Source organism: Nocardia sp. NBC_00565 (assembly GCF_036345915.1).
Lineage (GTDB): Bacteria > Actinomycetota > Actinomycetes > Mycobacteriales > Mycobacteriaceae > Nocardia.
The window spans coordinates 216,651-237,339 of the sequence record NZ_CP107785.1; the positions used below are offsets into that span (position 1 = coordinate 216,651).

Here is a 20,689-nt window from a genome sequence, read left to right on the forward strand (position 1 = left end):
ACCACTTCGGTAAGGGAAGGTTCTTCCTGGGAAAGCCAGTCCTATTCACCCGTAGGATCTGAAGCGATGACTGGCACGGTGAACGCGACACAGGAACTTGCGGCTTTCCTGCGCGCTCGGCGCGAACGACTGACTCCCGGCGATCTTGGTTTGCCCGCGCGCAGGCAGGCTCGGCGCACCCCGGGCCTGCGCCGCGAAGAGGTCGCCGAACTCGCCGGTGTGAGTACCGACTACATCGTCCGGCTGGAGCAGGGCCGCGGCCTGCGCCCGTCCGCGGATGTACTGGAGGCGATCTCGCGCGCCCTGCGCCTGGACACCGACGAGCGCGCGTATCTGTTCGACCTGGCCCAGCAGCGCCAGCCGAACGCCGGGAAGCCGAGTACGGTCCCCGCACCCGCGCTGGCCATGCTGGTGCGGGATCTGTCGCCGCTGCCCGCGATGCTGGTCAACCACCGCTACGACATCCTGGCGTGGAATCGGGAGATGGCCAGGTTGATCGTCGATTTCGGCACCCTGCCGCCCCGGCAGCGCAACTCCATGTGGCTGTGCCTGATGGATCCCGCAATGCGTGACTTCTACGGTGAACGCGAACGCATTATTCGCGAGGGTATCGCCGACTTGCGCGCCGCGTGGGCCGCCCACCCCGACGATCAGGAACTGGCCGATCTGGTCGCCGAGTTCACCGCTCGCAGCGAGGAGTTCGCGCAGGGCTGGGCCAGGCACGACGTCAAGGTGCATGGGCGCGGCAGGAAGCCGCTGCGGCACCCGGAGGTCGGCCCGCTGGTCGTCAACTACGAAGTGCTCATGCCGCTACAAGACCCCGACCAGCGCATCATCATCTATCGCGCGGCCGATGCGGACTCCCAGACCGCGCTGGATCGGCTGTGCGCGGACCTGGAGCCCTGAGCGGCCCGGCGGAGATCCGCACCCGCTCGGTGCGGGTGCGGATACGTCGGGAGGGAGGTTATTCGACCGAGGTGAGGATTAGCTCGACGTCCTCTTCGGACTCGTCGTAGCGGCCTTCCCACTCCTCGTACAGGGGAATTTCGTCGTCCCGGGTGACGATCCACTCCAGCGAGTAGCCGCCGTCCTCATCGGGAACCATGACGTTCTCGATTTTCAGTCCGATTCCTAGGACCTCGGCGGCGCGGACGATATCCGGCAGATCCTCGGAGCGAACCGGCGTCTGATTGGCGTACACGGTAACCATGCGCCGAATCGTAGCGGGAACCTCCGACATGTCGCTGCCTGATGCGAATCCGGCTCGAGGAGTGGGATGCGGCGATAGTCGGGGGTTATTCGGCAGCCGACGCTACTCTACCTATTTGCCAGGGTGGGCTTGACGACATGGCACCCATCGGGGTTGTTCTACTCAGCGCCCAGAGGGCGATATCGACGCAGAGCCAACAGATTGCTGAACTGTTGCTTAAATGCTGTTCGTGACGCTGATCCAGCCTGGGATTTCACTGCGGCCGATACAGAGAGTGATTCTTTCAATAATCGATCGGGGACGACAAAAGCCGCCGCGGTCATCGAGGCCACGGCGGCTGCGTCAAACGTCAAGGGTGGTACCGCAGGGGTACCGGCGCGATCAGAGCTTGTTCAGCACGAGCGCGAGGGCCGACTTCTTGTTGGCGGCCTGGTTGGCGTGGATGACGCCCTTGGAGGCGGCCTTGTCCAGCTTGCGGCTGGCGAAGACCAGGCGCTCGTTGGCGGTTTCCTTGTCACCGGCCGCAGCGGCCTCCCGGAAGCTGCGGATCGCGGTGCGCAGCGCGGACTTGACCGACTGGTTGCGCTTGCGCGCCTCCTCGTTGGTACGGATCCGCTTCATCTGGGACTTGATGTTGGCCACGCCTGTTTCCTCGTGTTCCTGTCGCTGGTGGACTGTGCTGGAAAAGTTTGCGAGCGCGCGCTGCAACCGGAGTGATCAGGTAACGCGACGCCGAAGATCGAGGGTACCAGCCGCCGCGTGGCACACGAAATCGCGTCTTGCCGCCGACGTCATCGACACCGCCTCGGACCCGCATTTTCACCGCCGGAGCACACGAAACCGAGGCCGCGCGAACGGGTCGATCGGCAACGTTACCGACCGTAGTAATTGAGCGGAAAACAGGAGTGATGCAAGAAATTTACCTGTGTCTCACACGGCATCAATGCTGCGTGTAGCACGATTTTTGCATGACTCCCGCTTCGCCGCCACGTTCGGCTCGATCTCCTGTGCCGCCCCGTGTCCGGTCGAACGGGCATGCGAACGGCAACGGCAGGGCAACCATGACCGGTCTGTTCCAGGGCTATCGACCCGGTCGGTACGCGGATGCCTTTGACGAGATGTTCGACGGACAGGGCCGGGTGCGCCAGCCGTACAAGGGCATCTTCTCGGCGCTGGCCCCGATCGACGTCGCCGATCTCGCGGGCCGCTCGGACGCGCTGGATCGAGCCTTCATCGATCAGGGCATCACCTTCTCGCTGTCCGGTCAGGAGCGTCCCTTCCCGCTCGATCTGGTGCCCCGGGTGATCGCGGCCGCCGAATGGGCAAAGTTGGAACGCGGGATCAAGCAGCGCGTGACCGCGCTGGAGCTGTTCCTCGCCGACGTCTACGGCGAGCAGAACATCCTGCGCGACGAGGTGATCCCGAAACGGCTGGTGACCTCATGCCAGCACTTCCATCGGGAGGCCGCCGGGCTGGTGCCGCCGAACGGGGTGCGCATCCACGTGGCGGGCATCGATCTGATCCGTGACGAGCGCGGCGACTTCCGGGTGCTCGAGGACAATCTGCGCTCGCCGTCCGGGGTGTCCTATGTCATGGAGAACCGGCGCACCATGGCGCGGGTCTTTCCGGATCTGTTCTCCTCGCATCGGGTGCGTGCGGTCGGCGACTATCCGACCCACCTGCTGGCCGCGCTGCGCGCCTCGGCCGCGCCGAACGAGGCCGATCCGACGGTCGTGGTGCTCACACCCGGCGTCTACAACTCGGCGTACTTCGAACATTCGCTGCTGGCCAGGCAGATGGGGGTGGAACTGGTCGAGGGTCGCGACCTGTTCTGCCGCGACAACGTCGTCTACATGCGCACCACGGCGGGGGAGCGTCAGGTCGATGTGATCTACCGGCGCATCGATGACACCTTCCTCGACCCGATGCACTTCCGGCCCGATTCCGTACTCGGCGTCGCCGGACTGGTGAACGCCGCGCGGGCGGGCAATGTGGTCATCTCCAGCGCGATCGGCAACGGCGTCGGCGACGACAAGCTGACCTACGCCTATGTGCCCACGATCATCGAGTACTACCTCGGCGAGAAGCCGGTGCTGCCCAATGTCGATACCTATCGCTGCTGGCTCGATGACGAGCGCGCGCAGGTGCTGGACCGGATCGATGAACTGGTGATCAAACCGGTCGAGGGCTCCGGCGGCTACGGCATCGTCATCGGTCCGGCCGCCACGCCGCGGGAGCTGGAGGTCACCCGGCGCAAGATCAAGGCGGATCCGCGAGGGTGGATCGCGCAGCCGGTGGTGCAGCTGTCCACCGTGCCGACCAAGATCGGAAACGAGCTGGTTCCGCGCCATGTCGACCTGCGGCCGTTCGCGGTCAACGACGGCGACGACATCTGGGTGCTGCCGGGCGGATTGACGCGGGTGGCGTTGCCGGAGGGCTCGCTGGTGGTCAACTCCAGCCAGGGCGGCGGCAGTAAGGACACCTGGGTGCTGGCCGGGCGCGCCTCGCCCGCCGACCGTGAGCTCGCGGGCGAGGAGTTGGTGAGCGAACCGCCGCAGTCCGATCAGCGCGAGCTGGGCCGGGAACTGACCGCGACACAAGCGAATCAGCAACAGCAGCAACAACAGCAGGAACAGCGGCTCGGCGAGCTGCGGCAGAGTCAACAGCAGCAGGGAGCCGGGCAGCAACAGCAGCGGGGGACAGGGCGGCAGAGTCAGCAACAGGGCTCGGTGATGCCCTGATGTTGGCCCGCAACGCTGAATCCCTGTACTGGATCGGACGATACGTCGAGCGCGCCGACGATACCGCCCGCATTCTGGATGTCGCGGTGCACCAACTGCTCGAGGACGCGACAGTCGACCCGGACCGCACCTCGCGAGTCCTGTTGCGGGTATTGGGCATCGAGCCGCCCGCCGCCGAACTCGAGGTCTGGTCGGTGACCGATCTGGTCGCGTTCAGCCACGACCACGGCAATTCGATCGTCGATTCGATCGCCAATGCCCGCGAAAACGCCAGGGGCGCACGCGAAGTCACCTCCAGCGAGATGTGGGAGTGCCTGAACGCCACCTATATCGGGCTCGCCGTCGCCGAGCGTGCGGCCCGCAGCCTGGGCCCGCACGAATTCTTCCACTACATCAAGGATCGGGCGGCGATGTTCGCCGGACTCTCCGATTCCACCCTCAGTCGAGACGACGGCTACCGCTTTCTGCTGCTCGGTCGCTCCATCGAACGGGTGGATATGACCGTGCGCCTACTACTTTCGCGTGCGGGCGACCGCACTTCGTCACCGGCCTGGGTGACCGTGCTGCGCTCGGCCGGCGCGCACGATACCTACCTGCGCACCCATCGCGGCGCGCTCGATGCCAATCTGGTGGCCGAATTCATTCTGCTGGACCGGCTTTTCCCGCGTTCGGTCTTCCATTCGGTGCGGGTCGCGGAGGCCTGTCTCGCTGAACTCGATCAGCGCCCGAGCAGCCGGGTCGGCGCGCGACACGAGGCGCAGCGCCTACTTGGCCGGGCCCGCAGCGAACTCGAATTCCTGCCGCCCGGTGCGCTCTTGGAGGATCTGCAGAACCGCCTGCTATCGCTGCAGAAGACCTGCCGCGAGGTCAGCGAGGCGATCGCGCTGCAGTACTTCCACGCCGCACCCTGGGTGGCCTGGACCGACCTGCGCAGCAGTCACGACAACCACGCGCAGGTGGAGGGAGAGCTGTGAGCGAGCGAACCATGAGCACAGCGTTCCAAGGAACGACGGAACCGAGCGCCGGCGAGGTGCAGTTGTGAGTTGGCGGATCAGGGTGGTGCATACCACCGGATATGTGTACGACGCTCCGGTTACCCGGTCGTTCAACGAGGCTCGGCTCACACCGCGTGCGGACAGCAGGCAGAACGTCATCCTGAACCGGGTCGAGACGGTGCCTTCCACGCGGTCGTATCGCTACACCGACTACTGGGGGACCGCGGTCACCTCCTTCGATCTGCATGCGCCGCACACCGAATTGGAGGTCACCGGTTCCTCGGTGGTGGAGACCGAACCGTTCGCCGGTCCGGCCGAGGAGCTGTCCTGGGAGGAGTTGCGCTCCGAGCACATCAGTGACCGTTTCGACGAAATGCTCTCGCCCACCGCCTATGTACCGCAGGACAAGAAGCTGGGCGCGGTCGCCAAGCAGCTCGCGCGCGGGGTGCCTCCCGCGAAAGCCGTTGTGCGCGCGGCCGAATGGGTGCACGGCGAAATGGAATATCTGGTGGGCACCACCTCGGTGCACACCTCTGCGGTGCAGGCCTTCGCCGAACGCAAAGGCGTCTGCCAGGATTACGCGCATCTGACCCTGGTGCTGTTGCGCAGCATGGGGATTCCGAGCCGCTACGTCTCCGGATATCTGCACCCCAACCCGGCCGCGGAGATCAATACGACGGTCGCCGGACAGTCACACGCCTGGATCGAGGCATGGACCGGCCAATGGTGGGGCTACGACCCGACCAACAACATCGCCATCAACGAACAGCACATCTCCGTCGGTGTCGGCCGCGACTATGCCGATGTACCGCCACTGAAGGGCATCTTCTCCGGTGGCGGCTCGACCGACCTCGAGGTCGTCGTGGAGATCACCCGTCTCGCCTAGCGCTCGAACGCCTCCCCGGAACCTTTTGCAGGGATATGGCGCGCATATCTCATGGTCGTTGTAGAGCTCACCGGTCTCGCGTAACGTCCTCTTTCACATCGGCCGTACCAGCAGCAGAACCAGTGTCTTCCCGTGCACGCGGGAATGATCCTCTCTCGGAAGGTGGCGCGAATGTCTCCCACTGCTCAGGAAGTCGTCGAGGAAGTCACCGAACTGGAGCCGACGCCGGAAGCCAAGAAGTGGGCGGCCGAGGCGCTCGGCACGTTCGTCTTGGTGATCAGTGGTGTCGGTACCGCGGTGCTGGCCGGTGAGCGCGTCGGCGGGCTCGGCGTCGCGCTCGCCTTCGGCCTTTCGCTGCTGTTCCTGGTCTATGCGATCGGGCCGATCTCCGGCTGTCACGTCAATCCGGCGGTGACCGTCGGTCAGTTGCTACTCGGTCGGCTCTCGGTGGTTTCCGCCGTCGGCTATGTGATCGCGCAGCTGATCGGTGGTTTCCTGGCCGGGCTCGTACTCTTCGCGATCGCGAAGAATCTGCCCTCCTACGATCGCGCGGTGAACGGACTCGGCGCGAACGGCTGGGGTAAGCACAGCCCGTCCGCGGTGCGCGGCCCGCTCGGTCAGGTGGTGATCGAGAACGGATACGGCCTGTCGGCGACCATCATCGTCGAGGTCATGCTGACCGCGCTGCTGGTCTTCGTGGTGCTGGCCTCCACCGACCAGATCTCCGATATTCCGCTGGCCGGGCTGTCGATCGGTGTCACCTTGACGGTCATCCACCTGATCTCGATTCCGGTGGACAACACCTCGGTCAACCCGGCCCGCAGCCTCGCCGTCGCCTTCTACCAGGATGGTGCGGGACCCCAGGTCTGGGCGTTCGTAGTGTTCCCGCTCATCGGTGGTGTGCTCGGCGCGCTGGTCTACGGTCTGCTGTTCGGTCGGTCCAGGGAGATGGTTTCCTGAGCTCAGTGCCAGGCGTATTCGGCGCATAGGCGGTGCGCGACCAGGTCGAAGGTCTTGCGCGCCAGGATCGCGCCCTCACGGCGGATGCCGTCCTCGGGAACATCGAGTACCCGATCGAGCCGGACCCAGCTCGGCCGACCCTCGTGATCCCAACTGCCGCTGCCGATTCCGACCCAGTCGCGATCGCGCGCCCGCTCCGGATTCGACGACAGCATCAGGCCGAGCAGCGTCCTGCGGTCCCGTCCGACCACCAGCACCGGGCGATCCTTGCCATTGTTCGGATCCTCCTCGTACGGCACCCAGGTCCACACGATCTCACCGGGATCGGCGCGACCGTCCAGCTGCGGGGAGTAGACGATCTGCCGGGCCCGCTCGGCGGTCGGCACCGGGGGCGACGCGACCGGACGAATCGGCACGGCGGGCGCCTTACGCGCCGCCAACGAACCGACCGCTCGCTCGACGATCGAGGAGCGTTGCAGTTTGCCCACCAGCTTGGGCCCCTGCTGCTTGACGATCTTGGGACCCTGCTCTTTGGCAATGATGCCGAGTTGCTTGCCGATCGCGTTCCAAGTTCCGGCCATCCTTGGATGGTAACGGCACGGTCTCGCCTGTTCAGCCCTGCCCGCGCCGCTACCGAGTCTCGGTGTCGGACTTCGGCTGTGCTCCTGCGGAATTCGGTGCGGCGAACGGGTGCCGCACCGGATATCTGCTCACCGAGACCGTATCGAGGTCGCGATCAGCGCCGATCCGGGCGACCGAGGCCAGCATCCGCCCGACCCGATCCTGGAATTCGGCCGCGTCGCGCGCGCCGTACCAGGTGAGCGGGTCGGTGAGCGCCGCGGCCGGAAACTGTTCCTCGACAATGGCATCGATGCCCGGCGCGTCCTGTGTGATCGCCCGGACCACCACGTTCTGCGTGTAGCCGAAGGTCGCCTGCGTCTCGATGGCCACGGTGGTGTGCTGCCCCTGCCAGCGGCGCAGCCATTCCCCGTGCGTGAGCTCGGCGGGCCTGCGCAGGAACGCCAGGTTGCCGAAGCCCTCGGTTCGCGCCGGGATCGAATCGTCGAGCCGCAGCGGCACCGACTCGGTCACCAGGTAGCCGTGCACAGCGGCGGCGACCTCGCCGAGCACCTCCGCCGCCGCGGTGGCCTCGGGGCCGTAGCTCTGTTCGACCCAGACCGTGACCACCGCGGCGATCGGCGGATCCATCGTCGTCATGCGCATCAGCGCGTCCTGGACCGCGCTATCGCGAACATAGACCGTGACACCCGCCACTGCGAGTTCGACGAGACGCGCGGCCACGGTGGTGCGCAGCGCCGCACACCATGCCTCGGTGGCAGCGCTGTCGGCGTGCCGCAGGACGAAGACCAGTTTCTCCACCTCAGCGAAAGTACGGTGGTGGCCCTGGTCGCGGGTGGAAATTGCTCGATCACCGGGACCGGTTCGGCGAAGCGGTCCCGGCGAACCGCGCCTGGGGTAGGCGAATTCTCCGTTAGAGTTCGGGAATTCGGCGTCGGAGGTGTGCGCGATGCAGCCGCAAGTGTTCCCGGGGACGTATGCGGACGAACACGGTCGCGAGCAGATCGTGTGGCGGATCGGGCCGTCGCGGCATTGGGGCCCGGACCGCTTCGACGTCCGTACGGTGATTCGCGGCGTGCCGGTGGCGGGTCCGGACTTCGACGCACTCGAGCCGCACGAGAACGCCGCGGCGGTGCGGGCCGGCCTGTATATCGACGCGTGGGACACCATCGACCGCTGTGTATTCACGGGTGCGCTGCCGTGCACGGTGGAGGTCAGCGGCGAATGGCGGCTCGGCGCGTTGAATTTCGAGCTGAATCTGCCCCTGGGCGGATCGGGCGAGTCACTCCAACTCGCCGTAGAGGTGGACGGCGTCACCTACCACACCGCGGGCCACGGCTATTTCGAAGACGCTATGCATGTGCTCGAGCAGCGACTGCCCGAAGGTGTTCGTCTGGTCTCCTGCGTGACGTGCCTATTCTCCGACTACTCGCCCCACGGTCACGGCCTCACCGGCATGTGGTGCCATCGCGACGCCAAGGACGCCTACCTCGCTGTCCGCTCGAAGGACGACTATTTCGAGGTCCCGGTGACCGAACAGGTGCTCGAGACCTACCGCTGCCCCGACTACCAGCGCCGCATCCCCGGCACCGGATATCGCGGGTGAAAGCGGCTGCGGACCGCCCAACGGTGAACCGCTGACAGTGGCTTTACCTGGCGCATGGGACGATAGACCGCAGTTTACCGATACCCATGAGGAGTGGAGTGCCCGCCAGCTTCGCCGACACGACGTTCACCGATCCTGCCCGGATCCGGAACTTCTGCATCATCGCGCACATCGACCACGGTAAGTCGACGCTGGCCGACCGCATGCTGCAACTGACCGGAGTGGTCGAGGAGCGGGCGATGCGCGCCCAGTACCTGGACCGGATGGATATCGAGCGCGAGCGCGGCATCACCATCAAGGCCCAGAACGTGCGGCTGCCCTGGCAGGTCGACGGCACCGACTACGTGCTGCACCTCATCGATACGCCCGGTCACGTCGACTTCACCTACGAGGTGTCGCGCGCGCTCGAGGCGTGTGAGGGTGCGGTGCTGCTGGTCGACGCGGCGCAGGGTATCGAGGCGCAGACGCTGGCGAATCTGTATCTGGCGCTGGACAAGGATCTGACGATCATCCCGGTGCTCAACAAGATCGATCTGCCTGCCGCGGATCCGGATCGCTACGCGAGCGAGATCGCGCACATCATCGGCTGCGAACCCGATGATGTGCTGCGGGTCTCCGGGAAGACCGGCGTCGGTGTGCCGGAACTGCTGAACAAGGTCATCGAAACGGTGCCCGCGCCGGTCGGCGATCCGGACGCGCCCGCCCGCGCCATGATCTTCGACTCGGTCTACGACACCTATCGCGGCGTGGTCACCTACGTCCGGGTGGTGGACGGCAAGATCGTTCCGCGCGAGAAGATCAAGATGATGTCCACCGGCGCGACGCACGAACTGCTCGAGGTCGGCATCGTCTCCCCGGAACCCAAGCCCACCCAGGGCCTCGGTGTCGGCGAGGTCGGGTACCTGATCACCGGCGTCAAGGATGTGCGCCAGTCGAAGGTCGGCGATACCGTGACCTTCGCGCGCGGCGGCGCGACCGAACCGCTCACCGGCTACCGCGAGCCGCGTCCGATGGTGTACTCCGGCCTGTACCCGGTCGACGGCTCGGACTATCCGGATCTGCGCGACGCGCTGGACAAGCTGCAGCTCAACGACGCCGCACTGACCTACGAACCGGAGACGTCCGTGGCGCTCGGCTTCGGTTTCCGTTGCGGCTTCCTCGGTCTGCTGCATATGGAGATCACCCGCGAGCGGCTGCAGCGTGAATTCGACCTGGACCTGATCTCCACCGCGCCCAATGTGGTCTACACCGTAGAGATGGAGGACGGCAGCGAGCATGTCGTCACCAACCCCTCGTATTGGCCCGAGGGCAAGGTGCGCCACGTATTCGAGCCGGTGGTGAAGTGCACTGTCATCTCGCCGAGCGAATTCATCGGCTCGATCATGGAGCTGTGCCAGGGTCGGCGCGGCGAACTCGGCGGCATGGACTACCTGTCCGAGACCCGCGTCGAACTGCGCTACACCATGCCGATGGCCGAGATCATCTTCGATTTCTTCGACTCGCTGAAGTCGCGCACCCGCGGCTACGCCAGCCTCGATTACGAGGAGTCGGGCGTGCAGGAATCGCACCTGGTCAAGGTCGACATCCTGCTGCAGGGTGAGGCCGTGGACGCGTTCAGCGCGATCGTGCATCGCGACGCCGCCCAGGCATACGGCAACAAGATGACCACCAAGCTGCGCGAGCTGATCCCGCGCCAGCAGTTCGAGGTGCCCATCCAGGCCGCCATCGGCTCGAAAATCATTGCCCGCGAGAACATCCGCGCCATCCGCAAGGACGTGCTCGCCAAGTGCTACGGCGGCGACATCAGCCGCAAGCGCAAACTGCTCGAGAAGCAGAAGGAGGGCAAGAAGCGCATGAAGACCATTGGCCGCGTAGAGGTCCCCCAGGAAGCCTTCGTCGCCGCGCTGTCCTCCGATGCCGCCTCGGACAAGCCGAAGGGCCAGAAGTAGGGTTGCCCGCCATCCGGCGTCGATCGGCAAACTAGAGACGATGCCTCATAGGGAAGGTGGGTGCCACGCTCGACACCGCACCGCTGCGGCAATGGATCGGTTGAGTTCAGCCTGTTCGCGTGGCGATGCACACTCGCAGGCGGGTACCGCCGTCTGGTCGTGGAATGAGTTCGGCTGTGCCGGAGTGGAGTTCGGCTTGTTGGCGGACGAGGGCGAGGCCTAGGCCGGAGCCGGGGGAGCCGGGGCCTTTGACGAAGCGGTCGAAGGCTTGGGGGCGCAGGGGAGCGGGGATGCCGGTGCCGTTGTCGTCGATGAGGATCTCGATACTGGTGGTCGGGTCGGGAGTATTGCGGGCGAACGTCTTTTGGTCGGCGGTGCTCGGGTCGGTGTGGGCGGCTGCGGTGCTCGGATCGCCCGAGGATGGGACGTAGTGCCGGGCCGCGACGGTGACGGTGCTCGCGTGACCGTGTTGGACCGCGTTGGCGACGGCGTTCGTGACGATGAGTTTCAGGCCGCCGGGTAGACCGGTCACCGTGGCCGGAGTGCATTCGGTGAGATCGATGTGAACCTCGGGATGTCTGCGGCGGGCGTCTTGTACTGCGCGGTCCAGTGTTTCGCAGAGTTCGAAGGGTTCGAAGGTGTCGGATTCGGTGAGTTCGCCGACGGCCAGTTGTTCCAGGTCGGTCAGGGTGTTCTCGATCTGGCGTTCGGCGAGCAGGACATCGTCGAGTACGACGCGCTGCTGCTCGGCGGGTAAATCCTTGGTGGCCAGCACTTCTAGATCGGTGCGCATCGCGGTGAGCGGGGTGCGTAGTTCGTGGGCGCAGACCGCGGCGAAGTCGCGAGCACCGGCCAGCGCACGGGAGGTTTCGCCGTGCGCTGTCTCCAGCCGGGACAACATGCGCGTGATGGCGTCGGAGAGGTCTTCGGCCTCGCGGACGCCGCGGCCGGACAGTGGCGGCAGTTTTTCCAAGGTGTCGATGCCATGGGTGGCGGTGGCCAGTTTGCGCAACGGGCGGGCGGCATAGCCGGCCAGGAACCAGCCGAGTGCGGTGGCCAGCAGCACACCGCCGACCGCGACCGCCAGGCCGATCAGCTGACTGCGGTGGATTGCCGAGTCCACGGCGTCGCGGTCCGGACGCAGCACCACGGCCAGGCCGGGCGCGCCCGCGACCGGCGCAATCGCATTGTCGGCGATCTGCACCACGTGCGGCGGGATGTCCGGTAGTGGCAGTCCCGGCAGTGGTAGCGCCGGAAGTGGTGGTAGCGCCGGAAGTGGTGGTAGCGCCGCAGCGGGATCCGGAACCGGTCCGGTCGACGTGATGTAAAGGTGCGGACCCGGAAGCGGCTGTGCCGGTGCGACATCCGCGGGCCGCGCGACCCGCACGGCCATCGTCGACACGGTCTGATCCAGCTGGCGCGAGCTCGCGGTGGCGAGCAATGCGAAATACGCGACGCCGAGCACGACCGCGACGAGTGCGGCGACCACGCCCGACACCAGCGCCACCCGGGTCCGCAGCGATAACGACACCTTGGTTCGGTCGCGCCCGAAAGTCATTGTCACGCTTGCTCCCTCAGTACGAAGCCGACGCCGCGCACGGTATGGATCACCCGCGGCGCGCCCGGCGTCTCCAACTTGCGGCGCAGATAGGAGACGAAGACATCCACCACATTGGTGTCGGTGCTGAAGTCGTAACCCCAGACCGCCGAAAGGATCTGCTCGCGGCTGAGCACGATGCCGATGTTCTCGGCCAGCAGTGCCAGCACCTCGAATTCGCGTTTGGTCAGTTCCACCAGCTGCCCGCCGGCGTGTACCCGATATCCGGCGCGATCGATCCGCACCTGGCCGACCTGGCACAGCTCATCGGGCCGTTGGGTGGCCGGCGGCCGACGACGCAGCAAGGCGTGCAGCCGGGCGACGAGTTCACCGAGGTCGAACGGTTTGGTCAGGTAGTCGTCGGCGCCGCGCTCCAGGGCGGCGATGCGGTCGCTGACCGCGGTGCGGGCGCTGAGTACACAGATCGGGATGTCGTTACCCATCGCGCGCAACGCCGTAACCACGCCCGCCCCATCGAGATTCGGCATATTCACATCGAGCACCATGGCGTCCGGCTCGGTATTGCGGACCATCGATAGCGCCTCGGCGCCGTCGCCGGCGGTGACCACCACGAAGTCCGAGAGTTCGAGTCCGCGCCGCAGCGACGCGAGAACTCGAACCTCGTCGTCCACGACCAAGATGCGTTGCCCGCCCGCCACCCGGCCCCCCATCGAATCGCCGCGCGATGTTGGACTCATGGGGCCACCATAGAGCCGTGCGCCGGTCAGCTGCCGCTGCTGCCGGTCGGTGCTGGATGGATGATCACAACGCGCGGCCCACCGCGTTCGATGGTCACCTGCGGCCCACCGGGCTCGACGATGGTCGGTCCGGAAGGATCGATATCAGGGCAGTCGGCGAGCGGTGCGCCCGGCTGTGCGGGCACGGCGGGCGGCAGCGGCGTGGCGGGTACGGCCAGGCGTGGCCCGGGTCCGCCCGGGGTGATCACCGCATCGGGACCACCCGGAACGATCATCGTGCACACCTTGGCGTGGCCGCCCGGCGCGGGCAGCGGGGGCTGGGCCGAGGCAGCGCCCGCCACCACCGCGGCGGCGGTCGCCGTGAGTGCGGTCCCGGCGAGCACGGCCGCGATGCGAGTGCGGCGGCGTCGGGTGAGTGCCGGCATGGTGAATCTCCTTCGAATCGAAGTCGCCGACCGGGTGGTGCGGCGAGATCGACGGTAGGGAGCGGATCTTCACCACCTCTTGAGCAATCGTTAGAGATCTCTTATGGTTCCTCGACACGGTTTCGACTCCCCGGCTGGTGGGCATGATCAGTCCATGGATGACGTCCGCACCCGGTTCGGGGATGCCCGCAGAAACAGGGCTTCCGTTCTGGTTTTCCCGATGGCAAGGTTGTGTTGCTCACCACAGTCGTATTCTTTGCGGACCTGCAGAATGTGACCAGTTGGGTTTTCCGGAATATCGTTAGGTGATCTTCACTCGGCTGCCCGGTGTGGTGAGGATGCTGGAAACCTGAGAGTGGAGCTTGCATGACGAGTGACCTGCCCTTCGACAGCGACGACACCGAAGCTGGCGACCGTGCGGGCGATACCGCCTATCGCGTCGCCACCGGCGTCGCGCGGGTAGCGAGGGCGGGTGCGTACGTCACCGGCGGCGCCCTGATCGCCGCCAACGGCGGTACCGCGCCCGCAACCCCGGGCGGGCAACGGCTCGACAGCTGGACTTCGGCCTACACCCGCGATCCGGACGCGGACCTACCGAGCCCGGTCGTCACCTTCCCGGATCCGGACCCGAACTCGGTGCCGCCCGCGCCCATTCATTCGCCGTCGCCGACACCGCGCGATGTCGCCGTCAGCGCCCCGATCCCGGGCGCGCCGAACGTCGGTATCTACATTGGGCCTGCGCCGCAGCAGCACATGCCGCAACGGTGGCAGGACGGTGCGTACGGCAACGGGTACCAGCCCGGACTCGGGCTCGAGAGCGAACAGTCCGGATTCGATCTGCACAGCGAGACGCCGCAGTCGGGCCTCGATCTCGGCACCGGCCACCCGTCCGGCGGCTTCGGTGGCCTGCCCGGACTCGACTTGGGGCAGGGCGGTTTCGGGTTGCCCGGACACGGCCTCGGCCAGGACGGGCACGGTTTCAGCCTGCCCGGCCCGAACGGTTTCCTCGCGCCCGGTTCCAATCCCTTTGCTCTGCCCCGCATTCCGGTGTCCGGGACGGTCAGCGACACCGCGCTCAGCGAGCCGCTGAGCAGCGACGCCGACAGCGAAGACAGTGATGCGGGCGCGGGCACCAGCGTTCCGTTCTTCGGCGGCAACATGTTCCACCCCGGCGCCACCGGAGGCAGCGGTGCGCTGTTCCACGGTGCTGACGCGTTCCACGGCACCGATGCGTTCCAGGGCGCCGATGCGTTCCACGATGGCGATATGTACCACGGCGTCGGCAATCCGGATGCCTTCGGCGTATTCCTCGACGCGGAAGCCAGTTTCAGCGTGCACACCGAACTCGAGGTGGGCTTCGGCGTCGGCCCGAACGGGATGTATCTGGCCACACAGTCCAAGGTCGAGGTCAACGGCGCGTTGAAGGTCGAAGTCGGCGCGGGCCGGGTCGGTGACAATATCGACCAGTTCTCCGATTGGCTCGGCCACACGCCCGGCACCACCGGACGTTCCGGCCTGGACTATTCGGGCACATCGAGTAACACCACGGTCGGCACGCAGCCCGCGGGCGGATCCGTTCCGCAGTACTCGGCGGTCGCGCAGCCCGTCGTGGTGCAGCCCGCCCAGCCCTTCGCCGCGCCACTGCCCGCCGCGATCGCACCGGTCGTCGCACCGGTCGCGGCGGTGGCCCCCGCTATCGCGCCCGCCGCCGCCGTCGCCGCACCGGTCGCGGCCACCCCGCTGCAGACCACGATCCAGCCGGATGCCGCCAGCACCCCGGTCGCCAATGTGCTTGTCGCGCCGCCGGGTCCGTCGCCGCTGACCGCGCCCGCCGCGATGGTGCCCGCGCTGTTCGAGCCGAGGCCCGCCCCGCCCAAGCCGGTCGTCGTCGACGATTCGCATTCGACGACCACCCCGCTGACCACCACCCCGACCACCGTCACCAAGACGGTGCCGATCCCGACCGTGCCCGCCGACCACTCCAGCGGGCATCCCACCAAGACGCCCGATACGGGTATCACCAAGACGCCCGGCGCCGGTACCACCACGCTGCCCGGCACGGACGTCACCGGCACGACCAAGACGCCGGTCACCCAGGCGCCGACCACGCACGCGCCGACGACCAACGCGCCCAGCCACACCACGTATCCGACGCCATCCGACGATGATGATGATGTGACGACGCCGAGCGCTGGCCACGGTGGTGCCACCACGCCGAGTTCCGGCCACGGCGGCGGGACCACCCCGAGCACGGTCGACGGCGGGACCACGTCCGCTCCGACGACACACACCCAGCCGTCCGCGGACATTCCGACGGCGGATAGCCCGGAGCCGACGGTATCGGTGCCGACACACTCCGCGCCGACCGGTGCGCCGACCATTGATATCGATGTGCCGACCGCACAATCTCCGGCTCCGGTGCCGACCCAGGCTCCGGTGCCGACCCATGTGCCGGCCCCGACCATGCCGAATCCGGTGCCGATCAAGCCGCACCCGATCGCCGCCGACCTGGGCGATCCAGCCGACTTCACGCATTCGGTTTTCGAACCCGACCATTCGGCGCTGATGGCCGGTGGCCTGTCGGCCCCGCTGCTGCCCGATGCGATCGTGGACGACGGTCATCACCTGGTGTGGGGCTTGGACATAGCCCTGATCTAGGAAACCGTACGGGGGCCGCGTGCACGCGTCGCGCCGCCGCATGCCATCGTCGAACGCGATATCCGCACGAGAGTTAGGAGGAGCGGTTGTCTGCCGCAGCCGGGCTGGAGGCCGCCACGGTGAAACATCCGCAGGCCATGGCGCCGGTCATCGGGATCCTCGACGAACTGCAGGAGATGACTCGCTCCGCGGGCCGGGACGACCTGGGCAGCCGACTGAATATGGTTCGAGCCAGGGTCGGTGACCCACGACTGCGCCTGGTGGTCGTCGGCGCGTCCAAGAATGGTATGAGCACCCTGGTCAACGGTTTGATCGGGACCAGCGTCAGCGCGACCGAGAGTGCGCTGAGCGTGCCCGTGATCGCGGAATACGGTCCGGAGCCGACCGCCGTGCTGGTGAAATCGCTGGGTGCGGGCCATATCGAACGGCAACCCGTCGATCCGCTGAATCCCGGACCGGCGCTGGCCGCCGATGGGGTGATCCGCGCCGAATTCACCGAGCCGAGTCCGCTGCTGGCCGAGGGTGTCGTGCTGATGGACGCGCCGGGCACCAATGGCGAGGACCACACCACCTGGTCGATGATCGCCGCCGCGGACGCCGTGCTCTATGTCGGTGACGCCAGAACCGAATTCAGTGCGGAGGAAGTCGCCTATCTCGGGCGCATCCAGCAGATATGCCCGACGGTCGTCTGCGCGCTGAACAAGATCGACCTGCATCCGTACTGGCAGCACACTCAGCAGCGCAACCGCGAGTTGCTCGACGCGGCCGGACTCGGCTTCGCGGTGGCGCCGGTCTCGGCGCTGCTGCACCTGCAGGCGGGCAACTATCAGCGCGATATCGAATCGGGCGTGCCCCAGCTCGTCGACCATCTGCGCGACTATGTGGTGGCCAGGGCCGACAGTCTGGTCCTGGACGCCGCCGCCAACGACATTCGGCTGGTCACCGACCATCTTGCCGTCACGCTGCGGACCGAGGCCGAGGCGCTGCGCGATCCGCGCCGCCGGGTCGAGATCACCGAACAGCTGGTGGCCGCTCGCGACCAGGCCGATCAGCTACGGCAGCGCTCGGCAAACTGGCAGGTCACCCTCGGCGACGGCAGCACCGAGTTGATGGCCGATATCGAACACGATCTGCGGCACCGGTTGCGCAGTCTGGTGCGTGACGCCGAGGCCGAGATTGCACAGACCGATCCGGCCCGGCACTGGAAGAACTTCGGCACCGATCTGGACGCGCGCATCTGCGAGGCCGTCGAAGAGAACTTCGTGATGGCGCATTACCGGGCGATGGAGCTGTCCGAACAGGTGGCCGCCAAGTTCCCCGCCGATCACCGCACCCCGCCGCTACCGGATCTACGCCTGGACAATCCAGCGGAAGTGCTCGGGCCCGTCGCATCGCTGGATCCGCTGGTCAGCGCGAAAGCCGGTGTGATGGCGCAGTTCCTGACCGTCATGCGCGGCTCCTACGGCGGTCTGCTGATGGTCGGTGTGCTCACCAGTCTGCTGAAAATGCCACTGGTGAACTGGTATTCGGCGGCCGCCGCGGTGCTGCTGGGCGCGAACGCGCTGTGGGACGACCGCAAGGCACGCAAGCAGCGCCGCCAAGCCGAGGCGAAGGTTTCGGTGGCCAGGCTGATGGACGATGTGGTCTTCCAGGTCGGCAAGGAATCGCGAAATCGGTTGCGCGCCATGCAGCGCACGCTGCGCGACCATTTCACCGATATCGCCACCGATGTGTTGCGCGCCGCCGATGAGCGGTTGCGTGTGGCCGAGGTGGCCTATGGGAAGTACGGCGATCACCGCGAGGAGCGGATCACCGAACTCGATGTGCAGCTCGGCAGGCTGCGCGGGCTGCGTGCTGGTGCCGATAGCATCAGCGCGGCCGCGTAGGCAGGATCCAGCGCGACCGCGTAGGCAGGACCAGCGCCGCGTAGGCAGGATCCGGCGCGGCCGCGTAATTTCCGGTCAGGCCGGGTGACTCGCCGGTGTGTGCGCCGGTCGGAACCCACCGGAGGTGTGGGACTGCTCGGCCCTGATCACATGTGTCACCGCGTTGATCAAGGCCAGGTGGGTGAAGGCCTGCGGGAAGTTGCCGAGGTGCCGTCCACTGCGCGAATCGATTTCCTCGGCATACAGGCGCAGCGGGCTGGCATAGCCGAGCAGTCGCTCGCACAGGTGCCGGGCCCGCTGCAGTTCACCGATCTCCACCAGTGCGGAGACCAGCCAGAACGAGCAGATGGTGAAGGTGCCCTCGGCGCCGGACAAGCCATCGTCGGTGGTCTCGGTCCGGTAGCGCAGCACCAGACCGTTCTCGGTGAGCCGGTCGGCGATCGAGAGTACGGTGGCGCGCACCCGATGGTCGGTGGGCGGCAGGAAGCGGTTCAGCACCACCAGTAGCAGCGAGGCGTCGAGGGTGTCGCCGTCATAGGTCTGGGTGAAGACACCGTTGGCGTTCACGCCGCGGGTGAGGATATCGGCCTTGATCTGCTCGGCGATGGTGTACCACTCGGTGGCCCGCTCGTACTCGCCGTGCAGTTCGGCCAGTTTCGCGCCGCGATCCAGTGCCACCCAGCACATCACCTTCGACGAGGTGAAATGCTGTGGCTCGCCGCGGACTTCCCAGATGCCGCGGTCGGGCTCCTGCCAGTGCGCGATCGTCGCCTCGACCTGGCGCTCCAACAGTGGCCACAGCGTCTCCGGCACCTGTTGGCGGGATTTCACGTGCAGGTACACCGAGTCGAGCATGGTGCCCCAGATATCATGCTGGACCTGGTTGTAGGCGCCGTTGCCGATGCGCACGGGTTTCGCGCCGTCGTATCCGTAGAGGTGGTCCAGGGTTGATTCGGTGATCTCGCGCTCGCCGCTGATACCGTAGAGCACTTGCAGCGGAACGGGTTCGCCGTCGTCGCCGGTGGTGGCGTCGTTCAGGAAGGCGAAGAAATCGTCGGCCTCGCGGTCCAGGCCCAGGGTGTACAGGCCCCACAGCGCGAAGCTGGAATCGCGTACCCAGGAGTAGCGGTAGTCCCAGTTGCGTTGGCCGCCTGGGGTTTCCGGCAGCGAGGTGGTGGCGGCGGCCATCAGCGCACCGGTCGGCGCGTAGGTGAGTCCCTTCAGCGTGAGTGCGCTGCGCTGTAAGTAGTTGCGCCACGGATGATCCGGGAATTTGCCGAGGGTGATCCACTGCCGCCAGCATTCGGTGGTCTGCCACATCTTTTGGGCCGCGTCCTCGAAGGTGCGCGGTGCGGGCAGCTCCGACCAGGTCAGCGCGACGAATACCTCGTCACCCTCCTTCATCCTGGTCCGTGCGCGTGCCTGACGGCCCTCGATGCCCAGGCGCAGATCGGTGGTGAGCACCAGCGTCGGGGCCGCACTCGGGTCGACGCCGCGCACCGCCGTCGCCTCCTCGTAGACCTTGCCGGTGTACTCCCAGCGGGCCGCGGCGCGGTGGTAGTCGAACGCGGGTTCGCAGCTCATCTCCAGCTCGACCGTGCCGTTCACACACTTCACCGTGCGCAGCAGAACATGCTCGGCGTCCCAGTCCATCGGCGTGCGGCGGTGGGTCTTGCTGCGCTGATCGTTGTTGTGCCACGGCCCGAGCACCAGCGCGTCGCGCACGATCAGCCAGCCGGTATCGGTCTGCCAGGTGGTCTCCAGGATCATGCCGCCCGGCAGGTAGCGGCGCGAGGCGGGCACGTTGACCCCGTACGGGCCGATCCGAAAGTGCCCGGCGCTGCGGTCGAGCATCGCACCGAAGATGCTGGCCGAATCGGGTCGGGGCACGCACATCCACTCCACCGCGCCATTGCTGGCGATCAGGCAGGTGGTCTCGCAGTCGGACAGAAACGCGTAATCGTCGATCGGCGGGTAGGTGGCGTGTTGCCGCCCGTCGCCCAACTGACTGAGCATCGGCAGGTCGGCTGGTTCGTCGACGGTCAGATCATCGGTAGACGCCATACTTCATCTTCGGTCCGTCGGACCATCTCGTCCACCGACCGCGCCGAACCCGGCCCTGACGGCGCGATCTCGGCGGACCGCCTCGGCAGTACTAGGCTGGGGCCGTGCACAGGATCGCAGGATGGTGGGACGGCTTCGAGCTGTGGGTCGCGGGATTACCGTTCATCCCGCAGTTCATCGTGGTGCTGGTCGGCATGGTTCCCATCTGCTTCGCCATCGCCTACGTGCTGGACCGCGTGCTGCGGGTCTCGCTGCAACTGCTCGGCCGTGATAGCGACGCGTCCGCGGCACATGAGGATGTCGTAACCCCGGAACAACCCCTGATCCCGGAACCGGTCCCGCCCGTCGCGATGCGTGAGACCGCGCAGAGCGGGGCCCGTTGATGCCGCGTTCCCGCGTTCAGCTCGCCCTTATCGCCCTGCTGGTTCTCATCGT

The 20,689-nt window shown here is 66.7% G+C and carries 18 protein-coding genes; 10 read left to right on the forward strand and 8 right to left on the reverse strand.

The window, feature by feature from the left end; translation table 11 throughout:
• Positions 1–66 precede the first annotated feature (66 nt).
• Positions 67–906, forward strand: a complete 840-nt coding sequence (locus OG874_RS01360) for a helix-turn-helix domain-containing protein (protein ID WP_330253293.1) — start codon at positions 67–69, stop codon at positions 904–906.
• Positions 907–964: 58 nt separating this feature from the next.
• Here OG874_RS01360 and OG874_RS01365 read toward each other — a convergent pair whose 3' ends face one another.
• Positions 965–1,210 carry a hypothetical protein gene (locus tag OG874_RS01365; protein ID WP_330253294.1) on the reverse strand — a complete coding sequence of 82 codons (246 nt, stop codon included), beginning with the start codon at positions 1,208–1,210 and terminating at the stop codon, positions 965–967.
• Between the two features lie 381 nt (positions 1,211–1,591).
• Positions 1,592–1,852, reverse strand: coding sequence for a 30S ribosomal protein S20 (gene rpsT, locus OG874_RS01370; RefSeq protein WP_330253295.1), 261 nt, complete (start codon positions 1,850–1,852; stop codon positions 1,592–1,594).
• A 419-nt stretch (positions 1,853–2,271) separates the two neighbouring features.
• Here rpsT and OG874_RS01375 point away from each other — a divergent pair, with 419 nt between their 5' ends.
• The 4 genes from OG874_RS01375 (at position 2,272) to OG874_RS01390 (ending at position 6,792) form a co-directional block, all read left to right on the forward strand.
• A complete protein-coding gene (locus OG874_RS01375; RefSeq protein WP_330253296.1) occupies positions 2,272–3,951 on the forward strand; it encodes a circularly permuted type 2 ATP-grasp protein in 1,680 nt (559 codons plus the stop codon).
• A complete protein-coding gene (locus OG874_RS01380; RefSeq protein WP_330253297.1) occupies positions 3,951–4,925 on the forward strand; it encodes an alpha-E domain-containing protein in 975 nt (324 codons plus the stop codon). The genes OG874_RS01375 and OG874_RS01380 overlap by 1 nt, the downstream gene beginning before the upstream one ends.
• A gap of 64 nt (positions 4,926–4,989) precedes the next feature.
• Complete coding sequence (locus OG874_RS01385) at positions 4,990–5,832, forward strand: transglutaminase family protein (protein ID WP_330253298.1); 843 nt, start codon at positions 4,990–4,992, stop codon at positions 5,830–5,832.
• A 171-nt stretch (positions 5,833–6,003) separates the two neighbouring features.
• Entirely contained in the window at positions 6,004–6,792 is a 789-nt protein-coding gene (locus OG874_RS01390; protein ID WP_330253299.1) for an aquaporin, read from the forward strand.
• 2 nt (positions 6,793–6,794) lie between these two features.
• On the opposite strand, the gene OG874_RS01395 is transcribed toward OG874_RS01390, so the two are convergent.
• Together OG874_RS01395 and OG874_RS01400 are read right to left on the reverse strand one after the other, a co-directional pair.
• Positions 6,795–7,373, reverse strand: a complete 579-nt coding sequence (locus tag OG874_RS01395) for a type II toxin-antitoxin system PemK/MazF family toxin (protein ID WP_330253300.1) — start codon at positions 7,371–7,373, stop codon at positions 6,795–6,797.
• A 49-nt stretch (positions 7,374–7,422) separates the two neighbouring features.
• Complete coding sequence (locus OG874_RS01400) at positions 7,423–8,172, reverse strand: hypothetical protein (RefSeq protein ID WP_330253301.1); 750 nt, start codon at positions 8,170–8,172, stop codon at positions 7,423–7,425.
• 148 nt (positions 8,173–8,320) lie between these two features.
• Here OG874_RS01400 and OG874_RS01405 point away from each other — a divergent pair, with 148 nt between their 5' ends.
• Positions 8,321–8,977, forward strand: coding sequence for a DUF6304 family protein (locus tag OG874_RS01405; protein WP_330253302.1), 657 nt, complete (start codon positions 8,321–8,323; stop codon positions 8,975–8,977).
• An 86-nt stretch (positions 8,978–9,063) separates the two neighbouring features.
• A complete protein-coding gene (gene lepA / locus OG874_RS01410) occupies positions 9,064–10,926 on the forward strand; it encodes a translation elongation factor 4 (protein WP_330253303.1) in 1,863 nt (620 codons plus the stop codon).
• A gap of 106 nt (positions 10,927–11,032) precedes the next feature.
• Here the strand turns inward: lepA and OG874_RS01415 are convergent, their stop codons facing one another.
• The 3 genes from OG874_RS01415 to OG874_RS01425 are packed head-to-tail and all read right to left on the reverse strand — an operon-like array spanning position 11,033 to position 13,646.
• Complete coding sequence (locus OG874_RS01415) at positions 11,033–12,484, reverse strand: sensor histidine kinase (protein ID WP_330257685.1); 1,452 nt, start codon at positions 12,482–12,484, stop codon at positions 11,033–11,035.
• Between the two features lie 2 nt (positions 12,485–12,486).
• Positions 12,487–13,221 (reverse strand): response regulator transcription factor, encoded by a 735-nt coding sequence (locus OG874_RS01420; RefSeq protein WP_330253304.1) that lies wholly within the window; start codon positions 13,219–13,221, stop codon positions 12,487–12,489.
• 26 nt (positions 13,222–13,247) lie between these two features.
• Positions 13,248–13,646 (reverse strand): hypothetical protein, encoded by a 399-nt coding sequence (locus tag OG874_RS01425; protein WP_330253305.1) that lies wholly within the window; start codon positions 13,644–13,646, stop codon positions 13,248–13,250.
• Between the two features lie 366 nt (positions 13,647–14,012).
• On the opposite strand from OG874_RS01425, the gene OG874_RS01430 reads away from it, so the two are divergent.
• Both OG874_RS01430 and OG874_RS01435 read left to right on the forward strand, forming a co-directional pair.
• Positions 14,013–16,304: a hypothetical protein gene (locus OG874_RS01430; RefSeq protein ID WP_330253306.1), complete on the forward strand. Its 2,292-nt coding sequence runs from the start codon at positions 14,013–14,015 to the stop codon at positions 16,302–16,304.
• Between the two features lie 86 nt (positions 16,305–16,390).
• On the forward strand, positions 16,391–18,190 hold the full coding sequence (locus OG874_RS01435) for a hypothetical protein (RefSeq protein WP_330253307.1): 1,800 nt from the start codon (positions 16,391–16,393) through the stop codon (positions 18,188–18,190).
• Between the two features lie 75 nt (positions 18,191–18,265).
• On the opposite strand, the gene OG874_RS01440 is transcribed toward OG874_RS01435, so the two are convergent.
• Positions 18,266–20,206, reverse strand: coding sequence for a glycoside hydrolase family 15 protein (locus tag OG874_RS01440; protein ID WP_330257686.1), 1,941 nt, complete (start codon positions 20,204–20,206; stop codon positions 18,266–18,268).
• Between the two features lie 152 nt (positions 20,207–20,358).
• On the opposite strand from OG874_RS01440, the gene OG874_RS01445 reads away from it, so the two are divergent.
• Positions 20,359–20,637, forward strand: coding sequence for a hypothetical protein (locus tag OG874_RS01445; RefSeq protein WP_330253308.1), 279 nt, complete (start codon positions 20,359–20,361; stop codon positions 20,635–20,637).
• The last annotated feature ends 52 nt before the right edge of the window (positions 20,638–20,689 follow it).

Coding starts and splice junctions, on each gene's coding strand:
- OG874_RS01420 (WP_330253304.1), bottom strand. CDS start 13,221: ATGAGTCCAACATCGCGCGGCGATTCGATGGGGGGCCGGGTGGCGGGC.
- OG874_RS01380 (WP_330253297.1), top strand. CDS start 3,951: ATGTTGGCCCGCAACGCTGAATCCCTGTACTGGATCGGACGATACGTC.
- OG874_RS01405 (WP_330253302.1), top strand. CDS start 8,321: ATGCAGCCGCAAGTGTTCCCGGGGACGTATGCGGACGAACACGGTCGC.
- OG874_RS01440 (WP_330257686.1), bottom strand. CDS start 20,206: ATGCTCAGTCAGTTGGGCGACGGGCGGCAACACGCCACCTACCCGCCG.
- lepA (WP_330253303.1), top strand. CDS start 9,064: ATGAGGAGTGGAGTGCCCGCCAGCTTCGCCGACACGACGTTCACCGAT.
- OG874_RS01365 (WP_330253294.1), bottom strand. CDS start 1,210: ATGGTTACCGTGTACGCCAATCAGACGCCGGTTCGCTCCGAGGATCTG.
- OG874_RS01390 (WP_330253299.1), top strand. CDS start 6,004: ATGTCTCCCACTGCTCAGGAAGTCGTCGAGGAAGTCACCGAACTGGAG.
- OG874_RS01360 (WP_330253293.1), top strand. CDS start 67: ATGACTGGCACGGTGAACGCGACACAGGAACTTGCGGCTTTCCTGCGC.
- OG874_RS01430 (WP_330253306.1), top strand. CDS start 14,013: ATGACGAGTGACCTGCCCTTCGACAGCGACGACACCGAAGCTGGCGAC.
- OG874_RS01425 (WP_330253305.1), bottom strand. CDS start 13,646: ATGCCGGCACTCACCCGACGCCGCCGCACTCGCATCGCGGCCGTGCTC.
- OG874_RS01375 (WP_330253296.1), top strand. CDS start 2,272: ATGACCGGTCTGTTCCAGGGCTATCGACCCGGTCGGTACGCGGATGCC.
- OG874_RS01395 (WP_330253300.1), bottom strand. CDS start 7,373: ATGGCCGGAACTTGGAACGCGATCGGCAAGCAACTCGGCATCATTGCC.
- OG874_RS01415 (WP_330257685.1), bottom strand. CDS start 12,484: ATGACTTTCGGGCGCGACCGAACCAAGGTGTCGTTATCGCTGCGGACC.